Origin of the sequence: Micromonospora sp. NPDC005203 (genome assembly GCF_042872705.1) — a bacterium.
GTDB lineage: Bacteria > Actinomycetota > Actinomycetes > Mycobacteriales > Micromonosporaceae > Micromonospora.
On the sequence record NZ_JBIAKV010000004.1, the window covers coordinates 280937 to 299895 of the forward strand.

Consider the following 18959-nt stretch of genomic DNA (forward strand, 5'->3'; position numbering starts at 1 on the left):
CAATGGCACGAGCGCGGAGCACGGACGTCGAACGGTCGCTCGGTCGGCGAATGCGGGGCGCGGCGGGACTGGCCGCGCTGGCCGGCCTGGCCTGGGTCGCCCGGGATGTGCCGGCGGCCCTCGGTGGCCGGCTCGGCGGAGCCCGGGCCGAACGGGCGGCCCGCTCGCCCCAGTTCCGCGAGGGCACCTTCCACAACCGGGCCGGCACCCGCACGATGGTCACCGAGCCGGGGCGCAACCTGCTCCGCGAGCTGATCTTCGGCAAGCAGAAGCGGCGTCCCACCGCGCCGGTGCCGCTGCTGCGCCCCACCGGCGCGCCGGGGGCCGCCGACACAGCCGACGAGCTCAACATCGTCTGGTACGGCCACGCCTCGACGCTCATCGAGATCGAGGGCCGGCGGGTGCTGCTCGACCCCATCTGGAGCGACCGCTGCTCACCGTCGGGCCTGGTCGGTCCGCGCCGGCTGCACGAGCCGCCGGTGGGCATCGACGAGCTGCCCCCGCTGGACGCCATCCTCATCTCGCACGACCACTACGACCACCTCGACATGGCCACCGTGCGAGCGCTGCTGGCGGGGCAGTCCGCGCCGTTCCTGGTGCCGCTGGGCGTGGGCGCGCACCTGGACCGCTGGGGCGTACCGGCCGAGCGGATCATCGAACTGGACTGGTCCGAGTCGCACCAGGTCGCCGGGCTGGAGATCACCGCCACCGCCGCCCAGCACTTCTCCGGTCGGGGGTTGCGCCGCGACGGCACGCTCTGGAGCTCCTGGGTGGTGGCCGGGGCGCGCCGCACGGTCTTCTACACCGGCGACTCCGGCTACTTCGAGGGGTACGCGGAGATCGGCGCCGAGCACGGCCCGTTCGACGTGACGCTGATGCAGATCGGCGCGTACGACAGCGCCTGGCCGACGATCCACATGTTCCCCGAGGAGGCCGTCGCCGCCCACCTCGACCTGCGCGGTGGCCTGCTCGTCCCGGTGCACTGGGCGACGTTCAACCTGGCCCTGCACGACTGGTCCGAGCCGGTCAACCGGCTGTGGGCCGAGGCTAAGGCCCGCGACGTGCGGCTCGCCGTGCCTCGCCCGGGTGAGCGGGTCGTGGTCGACGATCCGCCCGCCGTCGACGGGTGGTGGCAGGCCGTCGCCTGAACCGGGCCACGACAGGCATCGCCTGAGCGGGCAGGCCACTCAGAGCACGAACGCGTCGGTCCAGAGCGCACCCGAACGGCCGGAGAGCGCGTCCAGCATGGCCACCGCCTGACCGTCGGTGAGCTGCGCGACGAAATCCACGATGGCCCGGCCCCGGGCCCGACCGATCCGGTCCGGGGTACGCGGATGCAGCTCCGCCTCGGCCAACTCGACCAGGTCGTGCAGCCGGCGGGGCAACCGGGACTCCTCCTCCGGGTCGAGCAGCCACTCCCAGAGCGCCTCGACCAGGGTGCCCAGCAGCCGGGCCTGGCCGCGCTGGTGCAGGGCGAGATCCGGGCGGGCCAGCACGAACCGGTGGTGGACGAACTTGAGCACCTGCACCTCGTGCCACTGCGCGCAGCCCAGCAGCACGTACCCGGAGCGCACCGACGGCTGGTCGGTCACCGTGATCGCCTCGACGAAGCGGGTGGACCAACGGGCGGAGAACCGCGCCACGTACTGCTCGGCCTCGATCGAGCCGTCGAACGGCATCGCCAGCAGCCCGTCGACCAGTTCCTCGCGGACGTGCTCGACGGCGGCGGCGAAGGCGTCGTCGTCGGCGATCCAGGCGTCCTTGCGGTGCAACTGCCGACGGAGCCGCTCGATCGCCGCACCGGGTCGTCGCGCCGCGAGGGCCAGCGCCGAGTCGGTGATCGCCCGCAGCTGCCCGCTCTCGCGCTGCCAGGCCATCAGCTCCGCGGAGACCGACCCCTGCTGGAGCACGCCGACCCGGTAGAAGTCCTCCACGTCGTGGATGGCGTACGCGATGTCGTCGGCGGTGTCCATCACCGACGCCTCCACGGTCTGCTGCCAGTCCGGGATCCGGCCGGCGAACGGCTCCCGCGCCTGCCGCAGGTCGTCCAGCTCGGTGCGGTACGCGCCGAACTTCGACGAGCCGCTCTCCGGGTCGTCCGGCGGCGGGGTGGCGCCACGTGGCGGCGGGTCCATCGTGCGGGGGTGCGGGTCGGGGTGGTCCAGGCGGGTCCACGGGTACTTCAACATCGCGGCGCGGACCGCGGCGGTCAGGTCCAACCCGGTGGTGGCGGCGCCCCGGATCTCGGTGCTGGTGACGATCCGGTACGACTGGGCGTTGCCCTCGAACCCGTCAGTGAGGCCGAGGCGCTGACGGGCCAGCCGGTCCAGCACCCGCTCCCCCAGGTGGCCGAACGGCGGGTGGCCGAGGTCGTGGGCGAGCGCGGCGGCCTCCACCACGTCGGGAGAGCAGCCACCAAGCTTGTCGAGCAGGTCACGCGTCTGCTGTTCGCCCGTCAGCCGCTCGGCGATCGACCGCCCCACCTGGGCGACCTTCAGGCTGTGGGTGAGCCGGTTGTGCACCAGCAGGCCGGAACCGACCGGGCTGATGACCTGGGTGACGCCGCCGAGGCGGGCGAAGAACGGCGAGCCCACGATCCGGTCCCGGTCGGCGCGGAACGGGTCGGCGGCGAGATCGCCGAGGGCGCGGGCGCTGCCGCCGAAGAGCCGACGGGCGCGCGGCTCCGCAGGTGTTTCCATGATCGCAACGCTAGCGCAGGCCCGACGGGGCCGTCCGGGAGTCGCCCGGCCGGGCGTGGAGGTTCGGTCCTCCGCCCCGGCCGGGCGCGGCGACAGCGCCCCGGCCGGCCCGGCAGAATGCAGGCGTACCCACTCCCGAAGGCGGATCGAGATCGTGACCCAGTCTGTTCATCAGCGGATCGCCGACGAGCTCGGCGTGGCCGAGCGTCAGGTGCGGGCGGCCGTGGAACTGCTCGACGGCGGCGCCACCGTGCCGTTCATCGCCCGTTACCGCAAGGAGGCCACCGGCCTGCTCGACGACACCCAGCTGCGCACCCTGGAGGAGCGGCTGCGCTATCTGCGCGAGCTGGACGAGCGGCGGGCGGCGGTGCTGGAGTCGATCCGCGGCCAGGGCAAGTTGGACGAGGCGCTGGAAGCGCAGATCATGGCGGCCGACTCGAAGTCCCGGCTGGAGGACATCTACCTGCCGTACAAGCCGAAGCGACGGACCCGGGCGCAGATCGCCCGCGAGGCCGGGCTCGCGCCGCTGGCCGAGACGCTGCTGGCCGACCCCACCCAGGACCCACGGGCCACCGCCGCCGGGTTCGTCGATGCGGAGAAGGGCGTCGCCGACGCCGCCGCCGCGCTGGAGGGCGCCCGCGCCATCCTGATCGAGACGTTCGCCGAGGACGCCGACCTGATCGGCACGCTGCGCGAGCAGATGTGGTCGCGGGGCCGTCTGGTGTCCCGGGTACGCGAGGGCCAGGAGGCGCCCGGCGCCAAGTTCGCCGACTACTTCGACTTCTCCGAGCCGTACCCGAAGCTGCCCTCGCACCGCATCCTGGCGATGTTCCGGGGTGAGAAGGAGGGCGTGCTCGACCTGACCATGGAGTCGGAGGAGGCGGGCGAGGCGGACGCCGTACCGACCGGCCCGACCCGGTACGAGGCGGCGATCGCGGGCCGGTTCGGAGTCTCCGACGCGGGCCGCCCGGCCGACCGCTGGCTGGCCGACACGGTCCGCTGGGCCTGGCGTACCCGGATCCTCATCCACCTGGGCGCGGACCTGCGGATGCGGTTGTGGCAGGCGGCCGAGGAGGAGGCGGTCCGCGTCTTCGCCACCAATCTCCGTGACCTGCTGCTGGCCGCCCCCGCCGGCACCCGTCCGACGATGGGCCTGGACCCCGGCCTGCGCACCGGGGTGAAGGTGGCAGTCGTGGACGCCACCGGCAAGGTGCTCGCCACCGACACCATCTACCCGCACGAGCCGCGCCGGCAGTGGGACGCGTCCGTCGAGACCCTCGCCCGGCTGGCCGGGGCGCACGGGGTGGAGCTGATCGCGATCGGCAACGGCACCGCCTCGCGGGAGACCGACAAGCTGGCCGGCGACCTGATCGCGCGGCACCCGCAGCTCAACCTGACCAAGGTGATGGTCTCCGAGGCTGGCGCGTCGGTCTACTCCGCCTCCGCGTACGCCTCGCAGGAGCTGCCGGGGATGGACGTGTCACTGCGCGGCGCGGTGTCCATCGCCCGCCGCCTCCAGGACCCGCTCGCCGAGCTGGTCAAGATCGATCCACGGTCGATCGGCGTCGGCCAGTACCAGCACGACCTGTCCGAGGTGAAGCTGTCCCGGTCGCTGGACGCGGTCGTCGAGGACTGCGTGAACGCGGTCGGGGTGGACGTCAACACCGCCTCCGCGCCGCTGCTGACCCGGGTCTCCGGGATCGGCGCCGGCCTGGCCGAGAACATCGTGCTGCACCGGGACGCCAACGGGCCGTTCCGCTCGCGTACCGATCTGAAGAAGGTGGCGCGGCTCGGGCCGAAGGCGTTCGAGCAGTGCGCCGGCTTCCTGCGCATCCCGGACGGCACCGACCCGCTGGACTCCTCCAGCGTGCACCCCGAGGCGTACCCGGTGGTGCGCCGCATCCTCTCCACCACCGGGCAGGACCTGCGCTCGGTGATCGGTAAGAGCGGCATCCTGCGCGGGCTGCGGGCCACCGACTTCGTCGACGACCGGTTCGGCCTGCCCACCGTCACCGACATCCTCGCCGAGCTGGAGAAGCCCGGCCGGGATCCGCGGCCGGAGTTCCGCACCGCCACCTTCGTCGAGGGCGTGGAGAAGATCAGCGACCTGACCTCGGGCATGGTGCTCGAGGGTGTGGTCACCAACGTGGCCGCGTTCGGTGCGTTCGTGGACGTCGGCGTGCACCAGGACGGCCTGGTGCACGTGTCGGCGATGTCCCGGACCTTTGTGAAGGACCCCCGCGAGGTGGTCAAGTCCGGCGACGTGGTCAAGGTCCGGGTGCTCGACGTGGACGTACCCCGTAAGCGGATCTCGCTGACCCTGCGCCTGGAGGACGAGCCGGCCGCCACCGGTGGCGGTGGTCGGACGAGTCAGGAGGGCCGCGGCGGCCCGGCGCAACGCGGACCGCAGGGTGGCGGACCGCAGGGTGGCGGAACGCAGGGTGGACGCGGTGGGCAGGGCGGGTCCGGTGGGCAGGGCGGGTCCGGTGGACGCGGCGGGTCCGGTGGGCAGGGCGGGTCCGGTGGACGCGGCGGCCAAGGCGCACGGGGCGGTCAGCAGCGGCAGGGCGCGCCGGCGCCGGCCAACGACGCGATGGCCGAGGCTCTGCGCCGCGCCGGATTGGCCTGATCCGACAGCGGGCGCGAGGAGGCGACCGGGATGCCCCATGGCGGCGGTGATCTTCGCCGCCTCGGGGGCCGGACGCGCGATGATCGATTCGTCGGACCATCGGCGGACGCTTTCGAGCTGCCCCACCAGTGGGGCGGGGCGTGCGGTGACCGAAGCGTTCCCCGCCGCGGCCCACCTGGTGTCGGACAACCGCTCCCCGAACGACCGTCGCGCCTGACTCACCCACCCACCCACCCACCCACACGCCCGTAAGGACCCGGTTTCGATGTAGATCTTGGACACTTTCCGTTCGGCTTGAACGGAAAGTGTCCAAGATCTGGAGTTGTCGGCGATTCCAAGCGGGCACGCCCCAGATCTGGGGCAGTTCGACAGGTCGCGTTCGAAGAGTTCGCTCCGAGCGCGGCCATCCGTGACCGCCGCCGGCACCGGGCGGGCGGCCGGGGGCGGGCGGCGGCAGGCGGCGGGCGGGCGGCGGCGGGCGGTAATCGGGTCGCTTGTCCGTGGGTTCTGGGAGATGATCTCGCGGTGCGGATGCATGCCGACCAGGTGGACGTGAGCGCGGACGTGGTTGCCGCGCTGGTGGCCGAACAGTTTCCGCGCTGGCGGGAACTGCCGGTGCGCCCCCTCCGTTCGGCTGGCACCGTGAACGCGCTGTTCCGGCTCGGGCCGGACATCGTGCTGCGGTTTCCGCTGCGGCCCTTCGCCGATCCCGACCTGCGCGCCGAGCTGCGGCGGGAGCAGGAACACGCCGTGCTGCTCGCGGCGCACCTGCCGGTCGGGGTCCCCGAACCGCTCGCCCTCGGTGCGCCCGGCGAGGGGTACTCCGGGTCGTGGACGGCGTACCGGTTCATTCCCGGCGAGACGGCCCAGCCCGACCGGATCGGCGAGCCGGACGTCTTCGCCCGTGACCTGGCCGCTGTCGTGGTCGCCCTGCGCGGCATCGACACCGGCGGACGGTCGTGGCCGGGGTTCGGTCGGGGCGGACCGCTTGCGGAGCAGGATGCCGACGTACGGGACGCCCTCGCCGTCAGCGGCGAACTCACCGACACCGCCGCGCTCGCCGAGGTGTGGGACCGGTGCCGGAGCGCGCGCCGGGACGACCCGGCCGACGGGTGGATCCACGCCGACCTGATGCCGGGCAACCTGCTGGTCCGCGACGGCCGGCTGGCCGCGGTCATCGACCTGGAGTCGGTGAAGATCGGCGACCCCGCGGTGGATCTGATGCCGGCGTGGAACCTGTTGGACCGCGGGTCGCGGGAGACGTACCGGCGGGCGTTGGGCGTGGACGACGCCACCTGGGAGCGGGGGCGCGGCTGGGCGCTGGCGCAGGCGATCATCGCGCTGCCGTACTACGTCGAGACCAACCCGGTGATGGCCGGCATCGCCCGGCACACGCTGCTGGCCGTACTCGACTGAGTCGGGTCGCGTACCGTCGGCTCGTGGGTGAGGACGACGACCGCGAGTGGCGGGAGCGGCAGCGGCAGGCGGTGCGGGCACACGCCGACGCGGACGCCCGGCGACGGGCCGCCGAGCAGGCGGAGGCGGCGGAGTTGGTGGCCTGGTTCGTGGCCGAGGCGACCCGTCGGGGGCTGCCCACCACCCGGCTGGTCGCCCGGGGCTACGACGGGCGCGGGCGCTACCGGACCAGGCTGACCGGATGGTACGTCGACCGGGCCGGCACCCGGGCGGTGGACGTGGCCGGCCGGTTCCACCTGTTGACGGTGCCCGGCGGCGTGCGCGCCCGGCTGTTCGGGGTCGACCCGCAGCCCAGCCCGGCGCCGTTGGTGGTCGGCGCGGGAGGCCGCGACGGCGAGTCGATCCCGTTGCGGACGTTGCTCACCCGGCTGTTGGACGGCGGGCCGTCCGGCTCATTCCCCACCCCGTAGGCGCCGGGGCAATCACCACCGGGTGTCAGCACTCGTTCTCCCTGGTGTGGACGTGTCGCCAGTCGTCGACGGCGCGTGACCGCACCGGCCGGGAGACCGCCGAACGTGAAATCCGAAGGGTTGGATTCGCCGCGCTGTGGGCGAAACCACGCATGGGATCGCATATCGGCTGATACAACAATCGTGGTCTTTCCTATCGTCCGATCGGAGGCGCCATCCGTGGAGCTGATCCACCACCGTCCGCCCGTGGCGCGCAGCGGCGGTCCAGGCGTGGCCGACCCGGTCTTCCTGTCCCCGCCCGACGTGGGCGAGTTGGAGGAGTCCTACCTGCTGCGGGCCATCCGGGCCGGGCGCTTCGACCCGGACGGGCCGGAACTGGGCGCGTTCGAACGGGAGCTCGCCGCGCGGGTCGGCGTCGGCTACGCGCTGGGGCTCTCCTCCGGCACGGCCGCCCTGCACCTGGCACTGCTCGCCGTCGGCGCGGGACCGGAGACGGTGGTGGTCGTGCCCACGCTCACCTTCGCCGCCACCGCCAACGCGGTCACCTACACCGGCGCCGAACCGGTCTTCGTGGACTGCGACGCCGCCACCGGCAATCTCGACGTCGACCTGCTCGCCGACCTGCTCGGTCGTCTCGTCGACGCGGGCCGACGAGTCGCCGCCGTACTGACTGTGGACATCAACGGCCGGTGCGCCGACTACGACAGGTTGTTGCCGCTCTGCGCGGCCGTCGGTGTCCCGGTGGTGGAGGACGCGGCGCAGGCGCTCGGCTCGACCTACCGGGGGGGTTGCGCCGGCACGTTCGGCCGGGTCGGGATCTACTCGTTCAGTCACAACAAGGTGATGACCACCACGGGCGGCGGCATGCTGGTCTCCGACGACCCCGCGCTTGTCGCCCGCGCCCGACACCTGGCCACCCAGGCCCGCGAGCCGGTGTCGCACTACGAGCACCGCGACGTGGGCTACAACTACCGGCTCAGCACGTTGCTGGCCGCGCTCGGCCGCGCCCAGCTCACCCGACTCGACGCCATGGTCGCCCGACGGCGGGCGCTGCGCGACAGGTACGCCCGGCTCTTCAGCGGCGTGCCCGGCACCCGGATCCTCGGCGCCGGTGACCCCGGCTCGAACTGTTGGTTGACCTCCGTGGTGGTCGAACCGGAACGCACCGGCTGGCAACCCGGCCAACTCGCCGAGCACCTGGCCGGCCACGGCGTGGAGTGCCGCCCGATGTGGAAACCGATGCACCGCCAACCGGTGTACGCCGACCGGCAGGTCGCCCAGACCGGTGCCGCCGACCGCCTGTTCGCCACCAGCCTGTCCCTGCCCAGCGGCTCCGCCCTCGCCGACGACCAGGTCGAGCGCGTGCTCGCCGCCACCACCGAGTTTCTGGACGGACACCGATGAGGCGGCCCTACGACACCGTCAAACGGATGCTGGACGTGGTCCTGGCCGCCACCGGCCTGCTGCTCGCGACGCCGGTGCTCGCCGCGGTGGCGCTGGCCGTGCTTGTCACCATGGGTCGGCCCGTGCTGTTCCGGCAGGCCCGCCCGGGTCGGCACGGTCGACTGTTCCGCCTGGTCAAGTTCCGTTCGATGACCGTTGGCAGTGCGGACGAGGCACCGGCCAACGACGCCGTCCGACTCACCAACTTCGGCCGCTGGCTGCGGACGACAAGTCTCGACGAGTTGCCCCAACTGTGGAACGTGCTGCGCGGCGAGATGAGCCTGGTCGGGCCGCGTCCCCTGCTGCCGGCGTACCTGAGCCGCTACAGCCCGGAGCAGCTCCGCCGGCACGAGGTGCGCCCGGGCATCACCGGTCTCCAGCAGGCGTACGGGCGCAACGCGCTGAGCTGGGACGAGCGTTTCGCTCTCGACGTGCACTACGTGCGGCACCGCTCGCTCGTGCTGGACGTGCGGATCCTGCTGCGCACGGTACGAACAGTCCTGCTCCGGGAGGGGATCACCGCCGCCGGCGCGGCCACCGCCCACGAGTTCCTCGGCCCGGCCGAGCTGGCCACCGCCGGCGGTCGCGGACCGGCAGAGGGCCGCCGGTGAGCCTGGACATCGTCATCGTCGGCTGCGGCGGGCACGGCCGCGAGGTGCTCGGCATCGTCCGGGCCGTCAACGCCGCCGCCCGTGGTGGCCCGGTCTGGCGGGTGCGGGGCTTCGTCGACGACCAGCCCAGCGAGGTCAACCTGAAACGGGTGCAGCGGCTGGAGGTGCCCTACCTCGGTGGCACTGCCCGCCTGGGCGAGCAGCCCGCCGGCACCCACCTGGCGCTGGGCATCGGGGATCCGGCCGCGCGGCGTTCGGTGGATCAGCGGCTGACCGCGTACCGGCTGCCGGCGGCGGTGCTGGTGCACCCGGACGCCACCGTCGGCCCGGACACCGTGTACGGCGAAGGCCTGATCGTGTTTCCGGGCGCCCGGGTCACCACGAACGTCACGCTCGGCCGGCACGTGCACCTCAACCAGAACAGCGCGGTGGCGCACGACTGCGCGCTGGGCGACCACGTGTCGGTCAACCCGTTGGGTGCGGTCTCCGGCGACTGCCACCTGGGCGACGGGGTGCTGATCGGGGCCGGTGCCGTGGTGTTGCAGAGGCTGCGGGTCGGCGCGGGCGCCACGGTCGGCGCCGGGGCCTGCGTGGTCCGCGACGTACCCGCCGGCGCGGTGGTCAAGGGAGTCCCGGCCCGGTGAGCGTCGGTCCCCGCGCGAGCCGGCCGCTCGGCGTCCGCCAGCTCCGGATCGCGGTGCTGGTCAAGACCAGTACCGGCGGGATGTGGCTGCTGCCGCAGGTCGAGGAGTTGCGGCACCGGGGGCACGAGGTGACAGTCGTGCTGCCGCGCGGGGCCGGCCGGCTCACCGACGAGTTGGAGCGCCGCGGCGTCGACGTGCTCAGCTCCCCGTACGACTTCACCATGGGCCGGTACGCGCCCATCGGGCTGTTGCTGCTGCGCGCGCTGCTGCGCCGGTTGCGCCCGGACGTGGTGCAGTACCACCTGATCGCCTCGGCGTACGCGGTGCGACTGTCCACGCTGGGCCTGCCGGTCCGCCGGGTGCACATGGTGGCCAACCCGGCGTACCTGGAATCCCGGTTGGTCCGCTCGGCGGAGCGGTTGCTGTGGCGGCTGGACGACGTGCTGATCTGCGGCTGCCGCTACGCCTCCGCCCGCTACGGCGAGCTGGGGTGTCCGCCGCAGCGTCGCCCGGTCGCCGTGTACGGGGTGGACACCGACGCGTTCAGCCCGGACGCCACCGGCCCGGACCAGCGGGCGAAGCTCCGCGCCGAGCTGGGCATCGACCAGGGCGTGTTCCTGGTGGTGATGGTCGCGCACGTCTACCCGCCGAGGTGGTTCATCCACTCGGGTCGGGGGGTCAAGGGTCACGACGTGCTGCTGGACGCCTGGCAGACGTTTCGCCGCCGGCACCCGGACGCGCACCTGCTGCTGGTCGGAGGCGGCTGGACGGCCGCCGGTGAGGACTACCGGCGGCAGCTCGTCGACCGTTTCGGCGTCGCCGGTGACCCCGGGATCACCTGGGTGGAGTCGGTCGGAGACGTGCGGCCCTGTTACGCCGCCGCGGATGTCAGCGTGTCCCCGTCCCTCGGTGACGGCCCGGGCGCGGCGGTACAGGCTGGCGCGATGGGTGTGCCGAGCATCGTCAGCGCGGCCGGTGGTCTGCCCGAGGCGGTGACCGAACGGTCCGGTTGGGTCGTCCCGCCGGGTGATCCGATGGCTCTGGTGGCGGCGCTGGACTCGGCGTACCAGGGGTGGGTCGCGGGCCGGCTCAGCCTGTGCGGCCGGTTGGCCCGCCGCCACGTCCTGAATTCGTTCGACGACCTGCGGGCGGCGGCCGAGGTGGCGGACATCGTCGAGGACGTGGCCGGTCGGCGGCGTTGAGCACGCCGTCGGGCGGCCGGTGGCCGGTCCCGCCGGGACACCGACCGCCCATGGTGGCGGCTCAGTGCCGGATGCCGGCCCAGTCGTGGTGCCGGCGCACGGTGGAGAGGATGAAGTCGACCACCCGCCGTGAGGTGTCCGGCACCTGGTAGTCGGCCGGGCAGGGCACGCCGTCCGCGGCGACCTGCGCCACCGTCACCTCGACCGCCTCGACCACCCCCCGCGGGTCGAGACCGGTCATGATGATCCCGCCCGCGTCGAGCGCCTCGGGGCGTTCGATGGACTCCCGCAGGGTCACCGCGGGGAAGCCGAGGATGGCGGCCTCCTCGCTTATCGTCCCGCTGTCGGACAGGGTGCAGAACGCCTTCGTCTGCAGGTGCACGTAGTCGAGCAGACCGAACGGGTCGTGAAAGGCGATGCCGTCCAGCGCGGTGGCGTCCGGGGCGAGGGACTCCAACCGCTTGCGGGTACGCGGATGGGTGGAGACCAGCACCGGGTAGCCCCAGCGGTCGCGGACCGCGACCAGGCAGTCCAGCAGCCGCCGCAGCCGGTCGGGCCGGTCCACGTTCTCCTCCCGGTGTGCGCTGACCAGGAAGTACCGGCCTTCGTCCAACTCCAGTTGCCGGAGGACGGTCGAGCTGGCGATCGGTGCCCGGTAGTGCTCCAGCACCTCCCGCATCGGCGAGCCGGTGTGCAGGATCCGGCGCGGGTGCAGGCCCTCGGCGAGCAGGTTACGCCTGGCGTGTTCGGTGTAGACCAGGTTGAAGTCGGCGACGTGGTCGACGAGTCGCCGGTTCGTCTCCTCCGGCACGTTGAGGTCGAAGCAGCGGTTGCCGGCCTCCATGTGGTAGACCGGCACCCGCATCCGCCGGGCCATCAGGGCCGCGATGCAGCTGTTGGTGTCGCCGAGCACGAGCAGCGCGTCGGGTCGCAGCTCGGCGATCGCCGCCTCCATGCCGACCAGGACGCCGCCGAGCACCCGGCCCAACGAGGTGGTGTCGACGCGCAGGAACCGGTCCGGTTCGCGCAGTCGCAGCTCCTTGAAGAACACGTCGGAGAGGGTGGTGTCCCAGTTCTGCCCGGTGTGCACGAGCACGTGGTCGACGGTGTCGTCCAACCGGCTGAGCACCCGGGACAGTCGGATGATCTCGGGACGGGTGCCGACGACAGTCATCACCCTGGTCATGTCATCTCCCTCCGCCTGTGGGTCACCGGGCGCCCACCGGCACCAGGTGTTCGTCGCCGACCGGCTCCGGCCACGTGTCGGGCCGTTCCGGGTCGAACAACTCGTTGGTCCAGAAGAGGGTGAGCAGCTCGTCCGGGCCGGTGTTGGTGATGTTGTGCGCCCACATGGTCGGCATGTCGACGACCACGGGTTGGTCGCCGCTGACCGGAAATCGGACGACGTCGGTGTCGCCGACGCGGCGCAGGCTGATCTCGGCGGTGCCGCGCAGCACCACGAACCGCTCCACCTTGGCGAGGTGGAAGTGCTCACCCCGGGTGATTCCGGGCCGGGTGGTGGAGCAGAAGGTCTGCCCCGCTCCCCCGTGCGCCTTGACCGTCTCGACAAGGGCCCCCCGGGCGTCGGCCCGGGAGGGCAGGGCCAACGGGTAGTGCGCCGGGAAGCAGTGCGACCGGTAGGTGTTGAACAGCCGCACGTCGTGCCGGTCGCGCAGCGGCGGGATCTCGCCGGTGCGGTAGACCCCGGCGTACGAGGTGAGCTGGTCGGCGAGGTCGCGGACCCCGATCCGCAGGGCCGGCAGCGCCGGGTCCCAGGAGCCGGCCGCCGCGACGCCGGCCAGCCGGGCGGCGGCGTCGGTGACGTGCACCAGGTCCAACTGTCGGTCGGCGTGCACCTCCGGCCGGCCGCCCTCGGCGAGGACCCGGCAGAAGGTGGCGACGGCCGAGTTGTACCAGGGTCGGCCGTGCTCGCCGTACAGGTTGGGCAGCAGCACGTCGTCCAGGGGTACGCCGGTCTCGGCGAGGATGCCGGCGGCGGTGGCCTTGGCGTCGCCGTAGGGGGTGCCGTTGCCGGCCTGCACCGAGTTGGCGAAGACCACACCGATGGGTGGGTCCGGGCAGGCGCGCAGGCCGTTGGCGAGCTGCGCGGCGAGCTGGACGTTGCCGGCCGCCACGTCGGCGGGCTCCCCCCGGTTGACCCCAGCCAGGTGCAGCACCCGGTCCACCCCGGCGATCTTGCGGGCGACCACCGCCGGGTCGGCCAGATCGGTACGGGTCAGCACGGTCGGCTCGGGCCAGCCGAGCGCGCGCAGCAGGACCCGCACGTGCCAGCCGACGAAACCGCCGGCGCCGGTGACGGCGAGGCTCAGCACGCCAGCACCGGGTCCCGCAGCGCCAGCTCCGCCCGGATCTCCGGCAGCGACCTGAGCAGCCGCACCACATCGGGTACGCCGAGCCGGGTGGCGTTCGCCGAGTTGAAGTCCTCGCCGGGCCGCTCGCCCAGCTCGCCCTCGGAGACGTACAGCGCGTAGTTGAGGTCGCGCGCGTCCAGCGGCACCCGGTAGAAGTCCCCGAAGTCGTCGGCCTGGGCCAACTCCTCCCGGCTCGCGAGGGTCTCGTGCGACTTCTCGCTGTGCCGTACGCCGATGATGTCCAGCTTGAACGGCACGTCGAACAACTGACAGACGGCCTCGGCGAGGTCGCTGATCGTGCAGGCGGCGGCCTTGCGGATGAACACGTCGCCGGGGCGGGCGTGGTGGAAGGCGTGCTCGACCAGGTCGACGGAGTCGGCGAGCGACATCAGGAAGCGGGTCATGGCCGGGTCGGTGACGGTGGGCGCGCGGCCGGCCTTGATCTGCTCGATGAAGAGCGGGATCACCGAGCCGCGCGAGTACATCACGTTGCCGTACCGGACGCAGGACACGGTGGTGGCGCTGTTCGGGTTGTTGCGGGCGTACGCCTGGGCGACCTTCTCCATCAGCGCCTTGCTCATGCCCATCGCGTTGACCGGGTAGACGGCCTTGTCGGTGCTGAGCACGACGACCGAGCTGACGCCGTTGTGCGCGGCGGCCTCGACCACGTTGCCGCTGCCGAGGATGTTGGTGCGCACCGCTTCCAGGGGGAAGAACTCGCAGGACGGCACCTGCTTGAGCGCCGCCGCGTGGAAGACGAAGTCGACGCCGCGGGTGGCCCGCAGCACCGTGTCGATGTCCCGGACGTCGCCGACGTGGTAGCGCATCCGCTCGTCGCCGATGGAACGCCGCATGGCGTCCTGTTTGGCCTCGTCCCGGCTGAGGATCCGCACCTCGGCGACGTCGCGGTCGAGCAGTCGTCGCGCCATGGTCTGTCCAAAGGATCCGGTCCCACCGGTGATCAGCACCCGGCGGCCCGCGGTCATCACGCTCATTGACTCTCCCGTTCGTCACCCGACGGGCGGTTCTCACCCGTCGACCCGGCGCGCACAGCGGCTGCGCGCTGTGGCGCGGGCGCCGGTCTCCGGCGGTCAGGCGGAAGCCCCGCCGGATGCGGCACCCGGGTCAACGAGGGGCCCCAGCAGCAGATACGTGTTTGGGCGGCAAACGGGCCAAACGAGCTATTGGGCACTCCGAAAACATGTCGGTGTATGCAGTGATTTGGCCACTTCGCCCCGTCGCACCTGGTAGAAACGGTTCCGTGCCTCGCCGAGCCTGTCCAGACGGGCGCGGGGCGCACACGCTGGCCGACGCGCCACCGCGACACCACCCGACCCACGCCCCGCGACACCACCACACCGCCGGCGCCCAACTGGTGCCCGCCCCGTTGGCCCGACCCGGACGGCGACCCGCGGCACAGCCCGGCCCCTCGCCGGCCGCGCCCACCGGCAGCCTGCCCGCCGTGCTGGTCCTGTGTGTCGCCGCCTACCTGGTGGCCCGGCCACCGTGGTGGTCGTTCAACTACGTGGCGATCCTCGCCGTGTTGGCCGTCGTGCTGACCGGCCGGCTGCCCCGGCTGCGGCCGGTCGACACCGTCGCGCTGCTCACCGCCGGCTGGGCCGCCGCCAGCCTGCTCTGGACCAGCCACCCCGACATCACCGGACCCGCCGCCTACCGGTACGTCTCGGTCAGCCTGCTCTTCGTGGCCTGCCGGCACGTCGTCCGGGGCCGCCGGGACCTGCTGCTGGTCGGCTGGACCTTCCTGCTCGGCTGCGCGGTGGTCGCCGTCGAGGTGGCGACCGGCGCCCGGTCCCAGGGGCAGGTGGTTCTCTTCGCCGAGCGCTACGGCATCGACGGCCGGGAGGTGAACGGCACGGCGTACACCCTGGCCGCCGGCGTGGTGCTGGCCCTGGTGCTCGCCGCGGCCGGCGCGCACCGGCCGGTCCTGCGTCTCACGCCGCTGGCCCTGGCCGTGCTGCTCGGGTACGGCGTGCTGCTCACCGGCTCGCGTGGTGCGGCCATCGGCATCGTGGGCGGTCTCGCCGGCGCGCTGGCCACCCGCGTGGCGCCTCGACTGACCGGGGTCACCGTCGCCGGGCTCGCCGCCACGCTCATCGTCCTGGTGCCGTTCGGGCTGACGCCGAGGGCCGAGCTGCTCTGGCTCGACGGCCTGTACGGACGACCCACCGGCGACATCTCCGGACGCCTCTGGATCTGGCCATACGCGTTGTCGACCTGGTCGGAGTCACCGCTGAACGGATCCGGCGCGGGAGTCTTTCTCAGCACCAACCCGTACGAGATCGGGCCACACAACCTGCTGCTCACCGTCGGCAACGACCTGGGGCTGGTCGGCGTGCTGCTCTACTTCGGCGCGATGGCCGCGGCGCTCGTCGTCGCGGCCCGTACCGGCCGAGCCGGGCTGCTGCTGGCCTGCGCGTTCACCGGCGTCATGCTGCCGATCTGGCTGACCGGCCAGTGGGAGACGTCGCTCGCCTTCTGGCTGGTGCTGGCGCTGGTCACCGTCCTGCCGGGGAGCTGGGGTCCGCCGGCGGCGCCCCGGCACTCCCGCGCCCGCCGCCACCGCCCGACCCCGGCCGCGCTCGTCAGCACCGGCGACGGCCGATCGGTCCAGGTCAGCCTCTACCGCTGACGGGCCGGCAGGCACGGCGGTCGGCGCGTCAGTCGGCGTCCGCCAGCGCCCCGGCCCGCCCGGGCCGGGGCATCGGTGGCCGGTCGGCCGGACGGGTCGCCGCCTCCCGCAGCACCTCGGCGAAGCGGGCCGCCACCTGGTCGGCGCGGTGGTGCCGCACCGCGTACGCCAGCGCCCGCCCGCCGAGCCGAGCCCGTAGCCCGGCGTCGGTGCAGAGCGGGGTGAGCGCCCCCACGAGTGCCGCCGGGTCGTCGGTTCCGACCACCGCGCCGGCGTCGGCCGCCGCCAGGTGCGCCATCGAGGCCAGTTCGGCCGGGCCGAATCCGACGACGGGACGGCCGGCTGCCAGGTACTGCGGGATCTTGGTGGACAGCGAGTAGCGGGTGTAGCGGCGGTGCTCCGCGGCGAACGACTCGACGTGCACCAACACGTCCGAACGGTGCAGCGCACCGGCGACCTCGTCGCTGGCCAGCGATCGGCCCAGGCGCACCGCGGACAGTCCGGTGAACGCGCCAGCGTACCGCGCGAGGTCGGTCGCCGGGGCGTGCACGGTCAGCCGGGCCGGTGTCCCCTGGGCCGCCAGGCGAACGACCGCCTCGCCGACGCGGCGCAGTGACCGCCACCGGTCCAGGTGCAACCCGCCCACGTAGACCACCTCGACAGGCGCCCCGACCGGGCGGTCCGGCGCGGGCCGGTCCGGGTCGGCGAAGTCCGCGGCGTCCACGCAGTTGCCGAAGGCGGCGAAGGGCAACCCGTAACGGCGTTCGAACTCCCGCGCCATCGCCACGCTGATCCCCATTCCGTACGAGGCGTGCCGCAGGACGTCCCGGAAGCCGGCACGGACCGCGAGCCGGGGCAGCCCCAGCACCTGACCGCCGGTGTGGAGCGTGGTGGGCCAGTCGTCCATGAAGTGCGGCACCAGGGGCACCCGGCACTCCTGCGCGGCGGCGACGGCGAGGCGCATCATCCGGATGCTGCCCAGCGTGGTGTAGATGACGTCCGGCCGCTGCTCCCGCAGCCACCGACGGACGTCGTCGGGAACACGGACCGGGCTGAGGTCGACGAAGGCACGGAGTTGGGTGCGCAGCCGGGCACGCACCGGGCCCGGCCCGGGATCACGCGCAACGCCGGTCGGACCGGCGGCGCCTGGCGCACCGGTCGCGCCGAGCACCACGGCCCGGACCGGTCGGCGGACGCGTTCCCACTGCCGGAACAGGTGGTACTCCACCGGGGCGTTGCGCGGCGCGAACCGGGCGAACGTGCCGACGGCGTCCGGACCCGGGGCGCGGTCCTCGGCGTAGAGCTGGGCGAGGCGGTCCCCCGGCCAGCCGGTGAACAGGTTCGACAGGGTGATGCCGGTGCCGGTGGAGCGATCGAACACGGCCGCGCTCACCACCAGCACGCGGGGATACTCGTCAGCGCGCATGGTCGGACACCAAACTCCGCTCGATCATCGGGCCACGGTGCAGCCGCAGCGTCCGGCGATATCCGTACAGCGCCGCCGGCACGACGGTCAGCGCGTAACCGGCCGCGCCGACCCAGGGCACGGCGGCGACGGCGACGCGGTCGGCGGCGTACCACTTGCCGAGCACCGACAACACCAGGAACGCCCCCCAGCCGCACAACTGCGGGACGAGGACGCCGCCGGCGTTCTGCACCATGAACCGGGGCGAGAGCGCCGACTGGAGCAGCCACCAGACGCCCAGCCCGGCCAGCAGCCACCGGTCGCCGCCCATCGGCACCGGCAGCCAGGCCGCGAACAGCCACTCACCGAAGGCGACGAGCACGGCGGCCGGCAGACCGGCGGCGAGCACCGACAACACGGTCATCCGGCGGGTGGTGCGGCGCACCCAGTCCACCTGGCCCTGGGCCAACGCCTCGCCGTTGGCCGGCCACAGTGGCACGTTGACCAGGACGACGAGCTGGCCGAGTTGGGACAGCAGCTTCGCGGGCACCACGTACCCGGCGACGGCGGACAGGCCGAGCGCGTGCGCGATGATCAGCGTGTCGGCGTTGGTGGCGAACGAGATGACCACGGTCAGCACGAAGAACAGCCCACTGAGCCGGGTCAGCTCCAGGGCGGCGTGTGCCTGCACGGCCCTCGGCGTGGGTCGGATCCGCGGCTCCTGCCGGCCGAAGAACCAGAGCGTGTTGAGCAGGTTGACCAGCAGCGGCGCGGCCACCGACAGGGCGACCACCAGGAGCGGCGACCAGCCGGCCCAGACCACGCCGAGCACCGCGCCGAGGGCGGCCAGACTGCCCGCCGTCTGCCAGACGTTGCTCCGGCCGACCTGCTGGTAGGCGTACTGGACGCGGGCGATCAGGCTGAGTGGGATGTTGAGCGCGAACGCGGTGAGACAGATCAACGAGATCGTCCGGGTCTGCTCCGGGCTGACCTGACCTGTCACGTTGAACAGCGCCGACCAGGGCACGGCACCGGCGAAGACCCAGAGCAGGCCGGTGAGGGCGAGCGCGAGCCCCGACAGGGTCAGGTACGCGCTGGAGATGTAGCGGCGGGCCTGCGCGGTGTCGCCGTGGGCGTAGCAGGGGGCGAGCTTCGTCATCAGCCCGCTGCCCAGCCCCAGGTCGGCGAAGGCCGCCATACCGGCCAGCGCGGCCACCGCCATCCACAGGCCGTACAGGTCGTTGCCGAAGTAGGGCAGCGTCACCGGCACCAGGACGATCGGCACGACGAGCCCCGCCGCCCGGCTGAGCAGCGCCGTCGCCACCCCGGAGACGAGCCGGCGACCACGGTCGGAAAGCCGACGGCGCGTGCCCGGTCGGCGGGCGCGTCGGGTCCGCTCAACGACCCCGGACGACATC

The 18959-nt window shown here is 73.1% G+C and carries 16 protein-coding genes; 10 read left to right on the plus strand and 6 right to left on the minus strand.

Going from position 1 to position 18959, the window contains the following annotated elements; genetic code table 11:
• Nucleotides 1-2 precede the first annotated feature (2 nt).
• On the plus strand, nucleotides 3-1148 hold the full coding sequence (locus ACFYPM_RS13030; RefSeq protein WP_387195085.1) for an MBL fold metallo-hydrolase: 1146 nt from the start codon (nucleotides 3-5) through the stop codon (nucleotides 1146-1148).
• Between the two features lie 39 nt (nucleotides 1149-1187).
• On the opposite strand, the gene ACFYPM_RS13035 is transcribed toward ACFYPM_RS13030, so the two are convergent.
• Entirely contained in the window at nucleotides 1188-2699 is a 1512-nt protein-coding gene (locus tag ACFYPM_RS13035) for a deoxyguanosinetriphosphate triphosphohydrolase family protein (RefSeq protein WP_387195088.1), read from the minus strand.
• Nucleotides 2700-2853: 154 nt separating this feature from the next.
• Between ACFYPM_RS13035 and ACFYPM_RS13040 the strand changes: the two genes are divergently transcribed.
• The 8 genes from ACFYPM_RS13040 to ACFYPM_RS13075 all read left to right on the plus strand — a co-directional run bounded on the left by ACFYPM_RS13040 (nucleotide 2854) and on the right by ACFYPM_RS13075 (nucleotide 11114).
• The gene (locus ACFYPM_RS13040; RefSeq protein ID WP_387195091.1) at nucleotides 2854-5328 is read left to right on the plus strand and encodes a Tex family protein; all 2475 of its coding nucleotides are present in this window, start codon (nucleotides 2854-2856) and stop codon (nucleotides 5326-5328) included.
• A gap of 37 nt (nucleotides 5329-5365) precedes the next feature.
• Nucleotides 5366-5545: a hypothetical protein gene (locus ACFYPM_RS13045; protein WP_387195094.1), complete on the plus strand. Its 180-nt coding sequence runs from the start codon at nucleotides 5366-5368 to the stop codon at nucleotides 5543-5545.
• Nucleotides 5546-5859: 314 nt separating this feature from the next.
• Nucleotides 5860-6744 carry an aminoglycoside phosphotransferase family protein gene (locus tag ACFYPM_RS13050; protein WP_387195454.1) on the plus strand — a complete coding sequence of 295 codons (885 nt, stop codon included), beginning with the start codon at nucleotides 5860-5862 and terminating at the stop codon, nucleotides 6742-6744.
• Between the two features lie 23 nt (nucleotides 6745-6767).
• Nucleotides 6768-7214 (plus strand): hypothetical protein, encoded by a 447-nt coding sequence (locus ACFYPM_RS13055; RefSeq protein ID WP_387195097.1) that lies wholly within the window; start codon nucleotides 6768-6770, stop codon nucleotides 7212-7214.
• 246 nt (nucleotides 7215-7460) lie between these two features.
• Entirely contained in the window at nucleotides 7461-8618 is a 1158-nt protein-coding gene (locus tag ACFYPM_RS13060) for a DegT/DnrJ/EryC1/StrS family aminotransferase (RefSeq protein ID WP_387195100.1), read from the plus strand.
• 26 nt (nucleotides 8619-8644) lie between these two features.
• Complete coding sequence (locus tag ACFYPM_RS13065) at nucleotides 8645-9268, plus strand: sugar transferase (RefSeq protein WP_387195103.1); 624 nt, start codon at nucleotides 8645-8647, stop codon at nucleotides 9266-9268.
• Nucleotides 9265-9912 carry a NeuD/PglB/VioB family sugar acetyltransferase gene (locus tag ACFYPM_RS13070; RefSeq protein WP_387195106.1) on the plus strand — a complete coding sequence of 216 codons (648 nt, stop codon included), beginning with the start codon at nucleotides 9265-9267 and terminating at the stop codon, nucleotides 9910-9912. Before ACFYPM_RS13065 ends, ACFYPM_RS13070 begins: the two co-directional genes overlap by 4 nt.
• The gene (locus tag ACFYPM_RS13075; RefSeq protein ID WP_387195109.1) at nucleotides 9909-11114 is read left to right on the plus strand and encodes a glycosyltransferase family 4 protein; all 1206 of its coding nucleotides are present in this window, start codon (nucleotides 9909-9911) and stop codon (nucleotides 11112-11114) included. The genes ACFYPM_RS13070 and ACFYPM_RS13075 overlap by 4 nt, the downstream gene beginning before the upstream one ends.
• A 61-nt stretch (nucleotides 11115-11175) precedes the next feature.
• On the opposite strand, the gene wecB is transcribed toward ACFYPM_RS13075, so the two are convergent.
• Genes wecB through ACFYPM_RS13090 form a run of 3 tightly spaced genes read right to left on the minus strand, consistent with a single transcriptional unit; the run spans nucleotide 11176 to nucleotide 14481 of the window.
• Nucleotides 11176-12300: a non-hydrolyzing UDP-N-acetylglucosamine 2-epimerase gene (gene wecB, locus ACFYPM_RS13080; RefSeq protein WP_387195112.1), complete on the minus strand. Its 1125-nt coding sequence runs from the start codon at nucleotides 12298-12300 to the stop codon at nucleotides 11176-11178.
• 22 nt (nucleotides 12301-12322) lie between these two features.
• Nucleotides 12323-13447 carry an NAD-dependent epimerase/dehydratase family protein gene (locus ACFYPM_RS13085; protein ID WP_387195115.1) on the minus strand — a complete coding sequence of 375 codons (1125 nt, stop codon included), beginning with the start codon at nucleotides 13445-13447 and terminating at the stop codon, nucleotides 12323-12325.
• On the minus strand, nucleotides 13441-14481 hold the full coding sequence (locus ACFYPM_RS13090; protein ID WP_387195117.1) for a polysaccharide biosynthesis protein: 1041 nt from the start codon (nucleotides 14479-14481) through the stop codon (nucleotides 13441-13443). Before ACFYPM_RS13090 ends, ACFYPM_RS13085 begins: the two co-directional genes overlap by 7 nt.
• A gap of 266 nt (nucleotides 14482-14747) precedes the next feature.
• Here ACFYPM_RS13090 and ACFYPM_RS13095 point away from each other — a divergent pair, with 266 nt between their 5' ends.
• Complete coding sequence (locus ACFYPM_RS13095; RefSeq protein ID WP_387195119.1) at nucleotides 14748-16136, plus strand: O-antigen ligase family protein; 1389 nt, start codon at nucleotides 14748-14750, stop codon at nucleotides 16134-16136.
• A gap of 28 nt (nucleotides 16137-16164) precedes the next feature.
• Here the strand turns inward: ACFYPM_RS13095 and ACFYPM_RS13100 are convergent, their stop codons facing one another.
• Together ACFYPM_RS13100 and ACFYPM_RS13105 are read right to left on the minus strand one after the other, a co-directional pair.
• The gene (locus ACFYPM_RS13100) at nucleotides 16165-17562 is read right to left on the minus strand and encodes a glycosyl transferase family 1 (protein ID WP_387195122.1); all 1398 of its coding nucleotides are present in this window, start codon (nucleotides 17560-17562) and stop codon (nucleotides 16165-16167) included.
• Complete coding sequence (locus tag ACFYPM_RS13105) at nucleotides 17552-18958, minus strand: oligosaccharide flippase family protein (protein ID WP_387195125.1); 1407 nt, start codon at nucleotides 18956-18958, stop codon at nucleotides 17552-17554. The genes ACFYPM_RS13100 and ACFYPM_RS13105 overlap by 11 nt, the downstream gene beginning before the upstream one ends.
• Between the last annotated feature and the right edge of the window lies 1 nt (nucleotide 18959).

Bases quoted from the DNA above. Each gene is read 5' to 3' on its own strand.
- ACFYPM_RS13030 (WP_387195085.1), top strand. From the start codon at position 3: ATGGCACGAGCGCGGAGCACGGACGTCGAACGGTCGCTCGGTCGGCGA.
- ACFYPM_RS13035 (WP_387195088.1), bottom strand. From the start codon at position 2,699: ATGGAAACACCTGCGGAGCCGCGCGCCCGTCGGCTCTTCGGCGGCAGC.
- ACFYPM_RS13045 (WP_387195094.1), top strand. From the start codon at position 5,366: ATGGCGGCGGTGATCTTCGCCGCCTCGGGGGCCGGACGCGCGATGATC.
- ACFYPM_RS13050 (WP_387195454.1), top strand. From the start codon at position 5,860: ATGCATGCCGACCAGGTGGACGTGAGCGCGGACGTGGTTGCCGCGCTG.
- ACFYPM_RS13065 (WP_387195103.1), top strand. From the start codon at position 8,645: ATGCTGGACGTGGTCCTGGCCGCCACCGGCCTGCTGCTCGCGACGCCG.
- wecB (WP_387195112.1), bottom strand. From the start codon at position 12,300: ATGACCAGGGTGATGACTGTCGTCGGCACCCGTCCCGAGATCATCCGA.
- ACFYPM_RS13090 (WP_387195117.1), bottom strand. From the start codon at position 14,481: ATGAGCGTGATGACCGCGGGCCGCCGGGTGCTGATCACCGGTGGGACC.
- ACFYPM_RS13100 (WP_387195122.1), bottom strand. From the start codon at position 17,562: ATGCGCGCTGACGAGTATCCCCGCGTGCTGGTGGTGAGCGCGGCCGTG.
- ACFYPM_RS13105 (WP_387195125.1), bottom strand. From the start codon at position 18,958: ATGTCGTCCGGGGTCGTTGAGCGGACCCGACGCGCCCGCCGACCGGGC.